This is a genomic window from Micromonospora sp. NPDC005203 (assembly GCF_042872705.1).
In the GTDB taxonomy this organism is placed as follows: domain Bacteria; phylum Actinomycetota; class Actinomycetes; order Mycobacteriales; family Micromonosporaceae; genus Micromonospora.
The window spans coordinates 116,625-130,487 of the sequence record NZ_JBIAKV010000003.1 but is presented as its reverse complement, the minus strand read 5'-3'; the positions used below and the strand labels follow the sequence as shown (position 1 = coordinate 130,487).

Genomic DNA, 13,863 nt, shown 5'->3' with positions numbered 1-13,863 from the left:
ATGAGCGCGGCTACCTGGCGGGTGGCGGGTCGGACACTTCCCGGCCCGAAGATCCTGGCACTGTGGATGCTGGCGACCGTGCCGGCGCCGCTGGTCTTCTTCGAGTGGACACACCGCTGGGAAGAGGACCCGGGGGTCTCAGCGGCGTTGTGGTGGATCGCCGGGGCGGTGCCCGTGCTCGCCGCCGCGGTGGCGGCCCGGTGGACCTGGTCCGCCGCGCCGCGTCGCAGCACCTCGGCCCCGGTGGCCGCCGTGGTGGCGGCAGCGCTGGTCAGCGCGGTGTTCGTGGCCGCGACGATGGCCGTCTACCGGTGGGTCATCCCGCTCACCGGTGTGGCCCCGTGGCGAGGGGTGGTGATCGCCTGCGTCCCGCTGGTGATCTGCGGCGCGGTGGTCGGCCACCTCCTTGCCCGAGGTCGCCCACGCCGTAGCCACCCGTCGGTGCGACACGGTCTGGTCACGGGCGGGATCACCGTCGTCGGGGGTGCCCTGCTGGCCCAGCTGACGGTGCAGTTGGGGGCCGAGGGCAGCACCGTGCGCTACGGCGAGTGGGAATACGGGGCAGTGGGGCCGTACGCGAGCTCAGCCATCGAGTCCGGGCACCTGACGTTGCCGGCGGCGGGCCGGTACGCGATCTACGCGGTGGGTTTCGCACCTGCCGATCCGGACTGCGAGGTCACCGGCGCTGGCGCGACCGCCCGGCGGGCGCAGCCGCTGACGATCCCACCCGGCGGCTACGGGGGCGACGCGGTCTCCTACGCCTGGGTCGCCACCGTCGACGTGCTCAGCGCCGGTGCCTACTCGCTGTCCTGTCGAACGGCCGACCCGGAGACGTCGTACACGGTCGGGGAGGTCCCGGAGATCCGCGGGGCGGTGGCTGCGTTGATCCACTGGCCACTGATCGCGATCTGGCTACTCGGCGCCGCCCCCGGTCTCGCGATCATCGCGGCCAGCGTCCGGCGACGCGCCGGGCGCCGCCCGGCGCGTGACGTGACCGTCGAGGTGTAGCGCGTCCAACGGCGGCGGTGCCGTCGACACCAACCGCTCCGCGGTCGTGCCAGCCGACCTGGTCGCCGATGTCCTGCGGGATGCCGAATGGGCTGCACTCGAGTGCGCTGCCTTCGCCGAGCTTCCGTACACCGTCGTCGACGCCGACAGTGGTCTGGTGGCCCTCAGGTCCGCCCGAACCGGCAGGTACGTCTGCGCCGAGCAGGCCGGCGCGGCGGCGCTGGTGGCCGTACCGCGACGGGCTGCGCCGACCTCGCCTGCTTGGCGCTCATCATCCGATGTATACAGCGGTGCAGCGCGGCCAGCGGGCTCCTCTCCGCCGCCCCGCCCCGTCGGGTCGCGTCGGTGCGCTGCCAACCTCCAGCGGAAGCCTGCGGGCCGGTAGGCGGGTTCGTGCTGATCTCGTCATCGATCGATCGTTGCCGATTGCGTGGCGCCGGAGTAACCTTCGCGAAACACATCAGATGTCTGCCCGACTCGGGGCTCGACGCTGGCCTGCTGCACAAGGTGCTGGTCGGCCCGCGAAGCGGACCCATCTCGGTTACCACAGTTGTCACGCATCGGGGTGGCCGAATCGGTCACCGTTTGGAGGATCGATGTCAGACCTGACCCGACGCCAAGCCCTCAAGATCGGTGCGGCCGGTGCGGGCGGTGCCCTCCTGCCGCTGCCCTGGACCGCCGTAGCGAAAGCGGACTCGGTGGCGCCGCCGCAGGTGCTGGCCGCCAACGACCTCGCGCTCTGGTACGACGAGTCCGCCGGCACCGACTGGCTGCGGGCCTTGCCGATCGGCAACGGCCGGCTCGGTGCCATGGTCTTCGGCAACGTCGACACCGAACGACTCCAGCTCAACGAGGACACCGTCTGGGCCGGTGGCCCGCACGACCCCAGCAACACCAGAGGCGCGGCGGCGCTGGCGGAGATCCGACGGCTGGTCAACGCGAACCAGTGGACCCAGGCCCAGGATCTGATCAACCAGACCATGATGGGCAACCCCGGCGGCCAACTGGCCTACCAGACCGTCGGCAACCTCCGGCTCGCCTTCGGCTCCGCCAGCGGTGCCTCTCAGTACAACCGGACGCTGGACCTCACCACCGCCACCGCCACGACGACGTACGTGCTGAACGGCATCCGTTACCAGCGGGAGGTGTTCTCCAGCGCACCGGACCAGGCCATCGCGATCCGGCTGACCGCGGACCGGGCCAACTCGATCAGCTTCACCGCCACCTTCGACAGCCCGCAACGCACCACGGTGTCCAGCCCGGACGGCGCCACGATCGGCCTCGACGGCCTCTCCGGAAACATGGAGGGCGTCAACGGCCAGGTCCGCTTCCTCGCCCTGGCCAACGCGACAGTCACCGGTGGCAGTGTGTCCAGCTCCGGCGGCACCCTGCGGGTGAGCGGTGCCACCAGCGTCACCGTGCTGGTCACCATCGCCACCAGCTACGTCAACTACCGCAACGTCGGTGGCGACTACCAGGGCATCGCCCGGCAGCGACTCACCGCCGCGCGGGCCAGCAGCTACGACCAACTGCGCAGCCGGCACGTGTCCGACTACCAGGCGCTCTTCGGCCGGGTCACCCTGGACCTGGGCCGCACCTCCGCGGCCGACCAGACGACCGATGTCCGGATCGCCCAGCACAACAGCGTCACCGACCCGCAGTTCTCCGCGCTGCTGTTCCAGTTCGGTCGGTACCTGCTGATCTCGTCCTCGCGACCCGGCACCCAGCCGGCCAACCTCCAGGGCATCTGGAACGACTCGCTGGCCCCGTCGTGGGACTCGAAATACACCATCAACGCCAACCTGCCGATGAACTACTGGCCGGCCAACACCACGAACCTGGCCGAGTGCCACAACCCGGTCTTCGACCTGGTCCGGGACCTCGCCGTCGCCGGAGCGCGGACCGCCCAGGTGCAGTACGGCGCCGCCAGTGGCTGGGTCACCCACCACAACACCGACGCCTGGCGGGCCACCGCCGTGGTGGACGGCGCGTTCTGGGGCATGTGGCAGACCGGTGGCGCCTGGCTGTCCACGCTGATCTGGGACCACTACCTGTTCAACGGCGACATCGAGTTCCTGCGGACGAACTACCCGGCCATGAAGGGCGCGGCGCAGTTCTTCCTCAACACGCTGGTGACCGAGCCGACCCTCGGGTATCTGGTGACCAACCCGTCGAACTCGCCGGAACTCAGCCACCACTCCAACGCCAGCGTGTGCGCTGGACCCACCATGGACAACCAGATCCTGCGGGACCTCTTCGACGGGGTGGCCCGGGCGAGCGAGATCCTCGACGTGGACAGCACCTTTCGGGCCCAGGTTCGCGCCACCCGCGACCGGCTCCCTCCGATGAAGGTCGGCTCGCGCGGCAACATCATGGAGTGGCTCTACGACTGGGTGGAAACCGAGCCCAACCACCGGCACATCTCGCACCTGTACGGGCTGGCCCCCAGCAACCAGATCACCAAGCGCGGCACCCCCCAGCTGTTCGAGGCCGCCCGTCGGACCCTGGCGCTGCGGGGCGATGACGGGACGGGCTGGTCACTGGCCTGGAAAATCAACTTCTGGGCTCGGATGGAGGAGGGCAAGCGGGCCCACGACCTGATCCGCTACCTCGCCACCACCGCACGGCTCGCGCCCAACATGTTCGACCTGCACCCGCCGTTCCAGATCGACGGCAACTTCGGCGCCACCGCAGGCATCGCCGAGATGCTGTTGCAGAGCCACGCGGGCGAGCTGCACATCCTGCCCGCGCTGCCGCCGGCCTGGCCGAGTGGGCGGGTGGCCGGCCTGCGGGGTCGGGGCGGGCACACGGTCGACGTCACCTGGAGCAGCGGTCAGGCCACCGAAATCCTCGTCCGACCGGACCGCGCCGGCACTGTCCGCCTGCGCGCCCGGATCCTCACCGGCACCGTCACCGTGGTCGACACCGCCGACGGTACGGCGGCCCGGGTCACCCGGATCGAGTCCGACCTGATCGAGGTCACCGTGCAGGCCGGGCGCACCTACCGGGTCACCAGCACGGGCGTCGCCCTACCGACGCTGGAGCAGAGCTTCAGCAACGTCGGCATCACCAGCGACAGCAACACCAACGTCGGCAACTTCGACGGCGGTGGGGCGTCGCTCTCGGCGCAGGCCCTGGCCGCGGCCGGTGCCAGCCCGGGAGGCACGGTGAGCCGCAACGGCGTCAACTTCCGGTGGCCCAGCGTCAGCTCGGGCGCCGCCGACAACGCCATCGCCTCGGGCCAGACGATAAGCGTGACGGGCACGGGCAGGACCCTCGGCTTCCTCCTGACCGGCACCTACGGCGCCCCGTCGGGCACGGGCACGGTCGTCTACGCCGACGGCAGCCGCCAGACGTTCACGCTGAGCACGCCCGACTGGTACGGCGGGCCGAGCTCCGCGGGGACCGCCGCCATCGTGTCCGCCTACCAGAACCGGCCCAACAACCAGCGGCAGAACACCGCCGCCTGCATCTACTACGTCGGTGTCGCGTTGCAGAGCAAGGCGGTCGCCTCGGTCGTGCTGCCCAACATCAGCGCCCGGCCGGCGACGAACGTGGTGACCATGCACATCTTCGCCGTCGCCATCGGGAGCTGACGGCGACGAAACCCGCTCGGGGGAGCACGACCGGGCCCGTCCTCACTGAGGACGGGCCCGGTCGCGGCTTGCGGTGCTGCGGTGGCTCCCGGACCTGGCTGGGGTCGTGGGCGCGGCCGGCGTTCGGGGGTCGCCGTCGGGTCGCGTCGTCGGGGCGGACGCGGTATTGAGCGGTATACCTCGGAGTCATGTTCATGACGCTGAGGTATACCGCTCAACAGCACATCGACATGCCGGGCCAGCCGACGCTCATGCTGGAGGTCAGCGGACCCGCTCCCCGCGGCTCTCGATCCGGAAGTAGTCGAAGGCGACGTCGAGGTCGGTGGAGGTGCCGGCCCGGTTGAAGGCCGCCAGCCCGGCCTTCGTCGTCTCGACGTTCAACGTCGTGGAGCCGATGTAGCGGTAGACCCTGCCGTCGCGTGAGTAGTAGGCGCGGTAGCTGTCGCCGATCTTGGTGAGTCGAAGCCAGCTGGCGCCGTCGGCCCCGACGATCCGCTGGGCGTCCGCGCCAGTGATCTCCACAGTCGACGTCGCGCCGTTCTGCTCGCGCAGCAGGACGAGCCGGACCTTGTTGACGGCCGCGGTCGCGCTGCCCATCTCCCAGGCGAGCTTCACGTAGTTGTTGTCGTCGGCGTACCCGATGACACCGCCCTGTTCGTTGTTGGCGGCCAGCGGGCGGGAGAAGACGACCTTGGACTCGGCCGTCCAGTCACCGTCGACGTCCTGCACGGCAAGGTTCTTCGCGGTGTTGGTGGCGCCCTGCAGGTCACCCTGCTGCGCGGTGATGACGAGCGACCCGTCGGCCAGACGCCACCGGCTCTCGTCCGGTCGTACCCACTGCCACTGGGAGCCGAGTGCGGCCGAGCCGAACTCGTCGCTGCCCGTGTTTGTCGTGTTCAGGTCCACCGTGTAGACCGACGTCGCCGCGCCGTTCGTGACGGTGACCCGAGCCTGCCCGGTGGCGCTGCTCGCCTGCTCGACGGCGATTGAGGCGGCGGGATCGGCGGCCTCGGCGGTGACCGTCGGCGCGGCCGTGGCGTCGGCCGGGAGGAGTGCGTTGTAGTGCAGCGTCGTCGGCGCGAAGGAGGTCAACGGCTCACCGCCCACGCGCAGGCTCGTCAGCGTCGTGTCGGGCACCAGGTTGAAGACGTAGTTCTTCACCAGCGGGCCGAAGAAGCTCTCCGTCGTGACCTTGACGACCGCCTGCCCGGGAACGCTCACCGCCTGGGACACGATCTGGTAGCGCGCCTTCCGGTCGGCCGTCCGCACCTTCGTGAGGGTGGGGGAACCCCCGGCCCGTACCGGGATGGTGTACGAGGTGTCGGACAGGTTGAAGCCGCCGAACTCGGAGCCGTTCACGACGATCGTCGCCGAGAGGGGCGCGTCGTCGACCGGGATGTCCCGCCCGCTGAACTCCTTCCAGTAGTTCACCGACGTGTCCCGCCAGTCGGCGGCGTCCGTCTCGTGGACGGCCAGCTTGGCGCGTACCTCCGCGAACCGGCGTGCGTCGATGTCGGCCTGGAGCGTCTCCCAGGTCTCCCGCATCCACGTCACGTACTGCACGCCCATCTGGTAGCGGTAGACCAGCTCGTCCCAGAACGGTCGGCCGCTGTCCATCCGATGGCCCCACGGCACGTGGTGGAACCACATCAGCAGGTTCTCCGGGACCGAGTCGATGTTTCCGTAGCGCTGCTGGAGCCGGGGGAAGTACTGGGCGGCCAGGTTGCTGCCGGTGGGGGAGCGGTCGTAGCCGAGGCCGACGCTGTCGGCCTGGTTGTAGTAGACCGGGCTCCAGTCGTCGCGGCCCGCCCAGTCGGCCGGGTCGGGCCGGTAGTGGGCGCCCTCGGCGAACTGGTGGCCGATGCCCAGCGGCGTCTGGTAGCTCACCAGCGCCTCCCACGAGCCCATCATCATCTTCCGGATGGTGTCGACGACACGCCTGTCGTTGCCCCAGGTCATCCGGACCCAGTCGGTCGCGATGTCGGTCGAGTCGAGCGTCCAGTTCCACGCCTGCCGGCCGAAGGCGAAGAGGTTCGCCTGGGCGAAGTGGTGCCCGGTCAGGTTGTCGGCGTTGCCGAGGTTGGCGACACCCACGATGGCGGTGTCCGGATGGTGCTGGGCGCTCCCGTCGACGATGTTGCCGACCAGGCGCCTCGTGAGCAGCTTCCCGTTCGCGTCGGTCGCGTACGTGTCGGTCTTGAGGATCTCCTCGTACATCGGGCCGAGGTAGGTCAGCATCCAGTTCTGGCCCGTGTACTCCTGGGTGATCTGGAGTTCCAGGGCCTGGTTGGTGTTCTCCATTCGCCCGAGCATCGGGTGGACGGGCTCCCGCGCCTGGAAGTCCAGCGGCCCGTTCTTGGTCTGCAGGAACACGTTGTCGGCGAAGCGTCCCCGGGTGCCGTCCGGTTGGACCTCGTCGTCGATCGGCCCGAACTCCAGGTAGGCCCGCTTGAGCCGGTCGTTGTCGACCTCGGCGTTGTAGACGAAGGTCCGCCAGTGGACTGTCATCCCGAGTGGCGCGACCGCCGCGCCGATGGCGTTGGCGCCGTCGCCGTGGTCGTACCCGAAGTCCTGTGGCCCGGGTTGGCCCTCGGAGTTGGCCTTCACGGTGAAGCCCATGAAGTCCGGGATGGCGGCCTGGATCTGCTGCGCCCGGCGCTGCCACCAGCCCCGGAAGTCGGCGCCGTACGGATCGAGTTGGCTGTTGGTGAGCGTGTCCGGCGAGAATCGGCTGTCCGTGGGGGCGGTGTAGCGGATCGACAGGCCCAGCTTGATGCCGTACGGACGCAGGGCGTCGGCGAGGGCGGCCTCCTGCGCGATCCGAGCGCTCGTCAGGTACGCGTTGTCGGCGTTGACGTTGTTGATGGTGATGCCGTTGATGCCCAGCGACGCCAACGCGCGTGCCACGACGACGTAGCGGTCGAGGATGACGGGCAGGTTGGCGCCGGCGCTCGCTCCGGTCGCGGCGAAGTTGAAGATCGCCCCGCTCTCGCCGTTCAGGCCGCCGAGGCCGGAGGCGTTGTTGCCGGCGTAGAGGCGCTCGGTCTCCCAGTTGTTCAGCAGTCGATGCTTGATCTTCGGTGACTCCGCGACACGGAGGTGGTCGATGGGCTTCTGCGTCTGCAGCAGCCGCAGGAACGCGTACGTCCCGTAGAGAGCGCCGAGGTCGGTGTTGCCGGCGATGACGGTGAACCGGTCCCTGCCGCGCGACAGCGAGCGCACGAGGTAGCCCTCGTCGCCGACCCGGGCCAGGTCGTGTGCCGGGATGAGGCGGCGCACCAGCGGTGAGCTTGCCGGCGTGCCCACCACGACCGCACCAGCCGGGACGCGGTCACCGCTGACTATCGGCACGGGTGTCGAACGGCCGAGGAGCCCGCCGAGGCCGCGCACCAGCTCGTCGCGGGCCGCGCCGAGCGTGGTCTCGGCCAGCTTCTCGGTGGAGCCGGGCGCCATGGCGAGGTCGGTGGTGTGCCGGTGGACCCGGTTGGCGTCGGCGTTCTCGACCACGATCGTCGTGACCGCGCGGCGGTAGTCGCGCAGCAGTTTCGCGTCGCTGACCGGCACGTATCGCAACCACAGGTCGGAGCCGCCGTAGTCGTCCGGCGACTCGGCGGCGGTAGCGGGCGTGGTGGCGACGGCGAGGGTGGCCGCGACCGTGGCGAGCGCCGTGCCGAGCACGATGAGGACTCGCCGCAGCCTGGGCACCGGACCTCGGTTCATTGCCTTCTCCTCTGTTGTCCGACGGAGACGTCGATCGGAACGGCCCACGCACGTAGTGACCCAATTGAATGGAAGGTGCGCCGATCCTGTCCGAGGTGCCCCAGCCTGGGCAAGGAGTTGTCGTTTCTTGTCGCCGGGTGGCCTCACCACAGGTGTGCCGCCGGGTTGGGCGCCGGCCGCCGCCGGGCCCAGGGCGCTCGGGCTCGACCCGGGCTCGGGTTGCGGGCGGCCGTGGAGTGACGGACCACGAGGCGTACCGGGAGGACCATCGGTCGACCGGTGTGCCCGGGTGCCCCCTCGATCATCGTGAGCAGGTGTCGGGTCGCGGCCGAGCCCTCCGCGTAGAGGGGTGCCGCGACAGTGGTCAGCCCGGGTGTGACGATGTCGGCCGCGACGATGTTGTCGAAACCCACGATGCTCACGTCGCCCGGAATGTCGACGCCCCGTTGCCCGAGACCGCGGATGAGGCCGATCGCCATCTGGTCGTTGAAGGCGAGGACGGCCGTTGCCGGCCGCGCGCACAACTCCTCGGCGGCCCGCTCACCGCCCGCCATGGTCGGGCTGAAGGGGCCGATCTGACGTACTTTGATCTCCAGCTCCATGCCGGCCTCGAGCAGCGACCGCCAGCGGATGCCGTTCGGCCAGGAGGCCTCCGGCCCGGCGACGTACGTGATGTGGTCGTGCCCCAGCTCACCGAGGTGTTCGACGGCCCGCCGCACACCCCGGGGGTTGTCCGTCACGACGCAGGGCACGTCGGCGATGGCGCGGTTGAGGACCACCACCGGCCGTTGCTTGGCGAACATCCGGATGGCCGAGTCGGACATCCGGCTGCTGGCCAGCACGATGCCGTCAACAGTGGACATGGTGCGTTCGATCGCCTCCCGTTCCCGTCGGTCGGACTCCTGGGCGTCGATCAGCACGGTGGTGTACTCGCCGTCGGTCGCCGCCTCCTGCGCGCCGCGCGCGATCTCGGCGTACACCGGGTTGGTGATGTCGGCGATGACGAGCGCGATCATGTGCGTGCGTGCCGTGCTGAGGGTGCGGGCGAGGGGGTTGGTCCGGTAGCCCAGCCGCTCCGCGACCTGCCGGACCCGCTCTGCGGTCTCGGAGTTGACGCGGCTCGGCCTGGAGAAGGCGCGGGACACCGTGGACGGTGAGACGTCGGCTTCGCTCGCGACGTCGTAGATCGTGACCCTCTTGTCGGGCGGCCTGGTGTGGTCGGGCATCTGGATGCTCCTCCCGGCTACGCGCCGTGATCATGGTATGACGGCGGTGAGTGCTCGGCAATGCCCTCGTAACAAACCAGTGCCGTTAACGCATTCGCGCGAGGCAATACATGGCAACCCATTGCCGTCGCGTCGCGTCGGCTGCCTCAATCAGCGGGGATGACACCTGGCGGAGGGAACAGCTCATGGGTATGACGCGGCGCGGCGTTCTCCTGGTTACGGCATCGTCGGTCATCGTGGGCGCGGTCGGGTGCGGGGCACCGGACGGTCCCGGCAAGGCCACCGGCGACACCACGGGTGAGGTGCCGCAGCGACCCGGTCGGGCGGTGACACTCAACGTCCTCGACGTTGCCGGAAATCTGCAGCTGACCCAGGGGATGATCGACGACTTCGTCGCCAAGAACCCCGACGTGATCTCCCGGGTGACCTATTCGAAGGCGCCGGCACCGGAACTGTCCGGCAAGATCAAAGCTCAGCAGGGCGCGAACCGGGTGGACATCGGTCTCGTGCTGACCGGCGTCGACGGGCTGGCTGCGGGCATCGAACAGGGCCTCTGGATCGACCTGCTGCCGACGTTCTCCGACCGCCTCGGCGGCATGGGCAACTACCTGGCACCGGCAGCCGCGATGCAACAGCTCGCCGGCAACGCCGGGGTCACCGTAACCTACTACCCGTCCGGGCCGCTGCTCGAATATCTGCCGGCCCGACTGGCCACACCGCCGAGCACCGCGGAGGCCCTGCTCGCCTGGGCCCGAGCCAACCCCAAGAAGTTTCAGTACGCCCGGCCGGCCAACTCCGGCCCCGGTCGCACCTTCCTGATGGGCCTGCCCTACATCCTGGGCGACGCCAACCCCAAGGATCCCACCGCGGGATGGGACAAGACCTGGGCCTTCCTCAAGGAACTGGGCCAGTACGTCGACTACTACCCGTCCGGCACCACCGAGACGATGAAGAACCTCGCCAACGGCACGGCTCACCTGATCGTCAGCACGACCGGCTGGGACATCAACCCCCGCGTGCTGGGCACGGTGCCGAAGGAGGCCAGGATCGCCACGATCGACGGCTTCCACTGGGTCACCGACGCGCACTACGCCGTGCTGCCCAAGGGCGTCTCGACCGACACCCAGGCGGCGGTCCTGGCCCTGCTGGCGTTCATGCTCACTCCCGAGCAACAGGCCAGGGCGTACGACGAGGGCTACTTCTACCCGGGCCCGGCGGTGAAGGACGTCGGGCTCACCTCGGCGCCGCAGAAGAGTCAGGACGCGATCCGGGAGTTCGGCCGCCCCGAGTACGAGGCGCTGATCGCCGGCAACCCGACCGAGGTGCCGCTGGACGCGAAGAGCCTCGTTGCGGCGTTCAACCGGTGGGACCGCGAGATCGGCGGCGGGAAGGTCAAGCAGGGATGAGTGCCTTCTCCCAGCTGCGGTTGGACGGGGTGTCCCGTCGGTTCGGAGGTCAGGACGCGCTCACCGAGCTGGACCTCACCATCGAGACCGGTGAGTTCATCGCGTTGCTCGGCCCGTCCGGCTGTGGCAAGTCGACAGCCCTGAACTGCCTGGCCGGGCTCCTGCCGTTGACCCGGGGGAGCATCTGGCAGGACGAGCGGCGGATCGACACACTGCCACCGGAGCGCCGGGACTTCGGCATGGTGTTCCAGAGCTACGCCCTCTTCCCGCACCTGACGGTGCGGGCGAACATCGCCTTCGGCCTGCGCATGCGGCGGCTGCCGAAGGAGGAGACGCGCCGACGTACGGCGGAGGCGGTGCGGCTGGTGCGGCTGGAGGACCACGTCGACAAGCTGCCCGGTCAGCTGTCCGGTGGTCAGCAGCAACGCGTCGCCATCGCCCGCGCCGTCGTGTTCGAGCCGTCGCTGGTGTTGATGGACGAGCCGTTGAGCAACCTCGACGCCAAGCTGCGGCTGGAGATGCGGACCGAGATCCGCCGGCTGCACCAGTCGTTGGGGCTCACCACCGTCTACGTCACCCACGACCAGGAGGAGGCGCTCTCCCTGGCCGACCGGCTGGTGGTGCTGCGGGAGGGGCGGGTGCAGCAGATCGGGTCGCCGCGCGAGTTGCACACCCGCCCGGCGAACTGGCACGTCGCCGACTTCATGGGCTACCGCAACCTGTGGCGGGGCCGGGTGGTGCGGTGCGACGGCAGTCGGGCCACTGTCGAGTCGTCCGGTCATCGACTGCTCGGCGAGGCCGTCGGCGACCTCGCCGACGGCGCGGAGGTGGTGGTCGCGGTACGCCCGGAGGACATCCGCGTCGACGGGGCCGGGGAGACCTCCAACGCCCTCTCGGCGACCATCGAGGTGGTGGAATACCAGGGCCGCGAGTTGGCGGCCGAGGCGCGTACCGACACCGGTCAGTCGCTGCACCTGCGTAGCGAGCAGCGGATCGCACCCGGTGACCAGGTCACGCTCGCCATCGACCCGCGGCGGCTGCTCGTCTATCCCGCCGCCGCGACAGCGGAGACCGCGCGCCTCGCGGACGCCGCGGTGGCGACGCGGTGAGCGCCGCCGGGCCCGGCCGACCGGTGGCGCACTGGCAACACCGCCTCGCCGAACGGGGCATCGACCGTCAGCTCCTCCTGTTGGTCCCGGCGCTGGTCTTCGTCATCGCCCTGTTCCTCTACCCGTTCTTCTACGGGTTGACGCTGTCGTTCCAGCCGACCGACGGCGGGCCGTTCAGCGACTACGCCCGGTTCTTCTCCGACGCCTACGAGCGGGGCACGATCGGGATCACGCTGCGGATCGCGCTGCCCGCCGCGCTGCTGAACGTCCTCGCCGCCGTGCCGATCGCCTACCGGATGCGTGGCCGGTTCCGGGGCAAACGGCTGGTCACCACGCTGCTGGTCGTGCCGATCACGCTCGGCACCGTCCTCACCGCCCAGGGGCTGCTGAATTTCCTCGGCCCGACCGGCTGGTTCAACCGGATCCTGCTCGCCACGCACCTCGTCGACGAGCCGGTACGGCTGACCCACAACTACTGGGGCGTGTTCTTCTCGCTGGTGATCACCGGCTTCCCGTTCGCGTTCCTGCTGGTGCTCTCCTACCTCTCCGGGATCGACCCCACCCTGGAACGGGCGGCCGCGACGTTGGGGGCGGACTGGCGTCGCCGGTTCACCCGGATCACCCTCCCGCTGCTGATGCCAGGGCTGGCCACGACGTTCTGCCTGACGTTCGTGTTGGCGTTCAGCGTGTTCCCGTCGGCCGTCCTGGTCGGCAACCCGGCCGGTGAGACGCGGGTCATCTCCCTCGCCGCGTACCAGGCGGCGTACGAGCAGTACGACTACCCGTACGCGTCGGCGATCGCCATGATCATGGGCTTCGTCGAGTTGGTCGTCATCGCGGTGGTGCTGGCCGCGCGCAGTCGTTTCTACACCGGCGCGACCGGAGGCAAGGGCTGATGGCCTCGATCACCCAGGCGCCACCGGCGCGACCCACCGCCACCAGCACCGACCGGCGTCGGCGCCTCGCCGCCCGGCCGGCCGCCTGGCTCGTGTGGGGCGTCGTCATCTTCTTCTTCGTCAACCTGCTGGGCGTCGTGGCGTCCGTGCTGGTCAGCTCGTTCGGTCAGCGCTGGTTCGACACCTGGCTCCCGGACGGCTACACCACCAGCTGGTACGGCCGGGCCTGGGACGAGTTCGCGCTTCTCCAGGTCATCGTCGTGACGCTCGAGGTCTCCGTACTCGTCGTGGGCCTCTCGCTGCTGATCGGTGTGCCGGCGGCCTACGTCCTTGCGCGGCGGTCCTTCCCCGGCAAACGGCTGATCTTCCTCGTGTTCCTGCTGCCCATCCTCATGCCCCCGATCACGTACGGCATCCCGCTGGCGACGGTCCTCTACAAGTTCGGGCTGGCCGGGAACATGTCCGGGGTGGTGCTCGCCAACCTCGTACCCTCGGTGCCCTTCGTCATCCTGACCATGACCCCGTTCATCGAGCAGATCGACCCACGCATCGAGAGCGCCGCGCGGATGTGCGGCGCGGGTCTGCGTACGGTGTTCCTCCGGGTCCTCACACCGCTGCTCGTGCCGGGCATCCTCGCCTCCGCGATCCTCGTCCTCGTCCGGACCGTCGGCATGTTCGAGCTGACCTTCCTGACCGCCGGGCCCGATTCGCAGACCCTCGTCGTGGCGCTCTACTACTCGATGTCCGCGTCCGGGATCCGGGCGCAGCAGTCGGTCGACGCCATGGCGGTCATCTACACGTCGATGATGCTCGTGCTGCTCGTCGTCGCACTGCGCTACGTCAACCCGACCCAGCTCGTGGCCCAGGTCAAGGAGGACCCCGAGCACTGACGCCCGCCGGCC

Annotated in this window: 8 protein-coding genes; 6 read left to right on the top strand and 2 right to left on the bottom strand. The window is 69.7% G+C overall.

From position 1 onward, the window contains the following. Together ACFYPM_RS10530 and ACFYPM_RS10525 are read left to right on the top strand one after the other, a co-directional pair. Complete coding sequence (locus ACFYPM_RS10530; RefSeq protein ID WP_387193771.1) at window positions 1-1,008, top strand: hypothetical protein; 1,008 nt, start codon at window positions 1-3, stop codon at window positions 1,006-1,008. Between the two features lie 596 nt (window positions 1,009-1,604). Further along, window positions 1,605-4,604 carry a glycoside hydrolase N-terminal domain-containing protein gene (locus tag ACFYPM_RS10525; protein WP_387193769.1) on the top strand — a complete coding sequence of 1,000 codons (3,000 nt, stop codon included), beginning with the start codon at window positions 1,605-1,607 and terminating at the stop codon, window positions 4,602-4,604. A gap of 261 nt (window positions 4,605-4,865) precedes the next feature. Here the strand turns inward: ACFYPM_RS10525 and ACFYPM_RS10520 are convergent, their stop codons facing one another. Then, on the bottom strand, window positions 4,866-8,324 hold the full coding sequence (locus tag ACFYPM_RS10520) for an alpha-glucuronidase family glycosyl hydrolase (protein ID WP_387193766.1): 3,459 nt from the start codon (window positions 8,322-8,324) through the stop codon (window positions 4,866-4,868). A 143-nt stretch (window positions 8,325-8,467) separates the two neighbouring features. Continuing rightward, on the bottom strand, window positions 8,468-9,550 hold the full coding sequence (locus ACFYPM_RS10515) for a LacI family DNA-binding transcriptional regulator (RefSeq protein ID WP_387193763.1): 1,083 nt from the start codon (window positions 9,548-9,550) through the stop codon (window positions 8,468-8,470). Window positions 9,551-9,735: 185 nt separating this feature from the next. Between ACFYPM_RS10515 and ACFYPM_RS10510 the strand changes: the two genes are divergently transcribed. The 4 genes from ACFYPM_RS10510 to ACFYPM_RS10495 are packed head-to-tail and all read left to right on the top strand — an operon-like array spanning window position 9,736 to window position 13,851. Further along, the gene (locus tag ACFYPM_RS10510) at window positions 9,736-10,956 is read left to right on the top strand and encodes an extracellular solute-binding protein (protein ID WP_387193760.1); all 1,221 of its coding nucleotides are present in this window, start codon (window positions 9,736-9,738) and stop codon (window positions 10,954-10,956) included. Further along, window positions 10,953-12,065 carry an ABC transporter ATP-binding protein gene (locus ACFYPM_RS10505; RefSeq protein ID WP_387193757.1) on the top strand — a complete coding sequence of 371 codons (1,113 nt, stop codon included), beginning with the start codon at window positions 10,953-10,955 and terminating at the stop codon, window positions 12,063-12,065. Before ACFYPM_RS10510 ends, ACFYPM_RS10505 begins: the two co-directional genes overlap by 4 nt. Beyond that, window positions 12,062-12,961: an ABC transporter permease gene (locus ACFYPM_RS10500; RefSeq protein WP_387193755.1), complete on the top strand. Its 900-nt coding sequence runs from the start codon at window positions 12,062-12,064 to the stop codon at window positions 12,959-12,961. Before ACFYPM_RS10505 ends, ACFYPM_RS10500 begins: the two co-directional genes overlap by 4 nt. Continuing rightward, window positions 12,961-13,851: an ABC transporter permease gene (locus tag ACFYPM_RS10495; protein WP_387193753.1), complete on the top strand. Its 891-nt coding sequence runs from the start codon at window positions 12,961-12,963 to the stop codon at window positions 13,849-13,851. Before ACFYPM_RS10500 ends, ACFYPM_RS10495 begins: the two co-directional genes overlap by 1 nt. The last annotated feature ends 12 nt before the right edge of the window (window positions 13,852-13,863 follow it).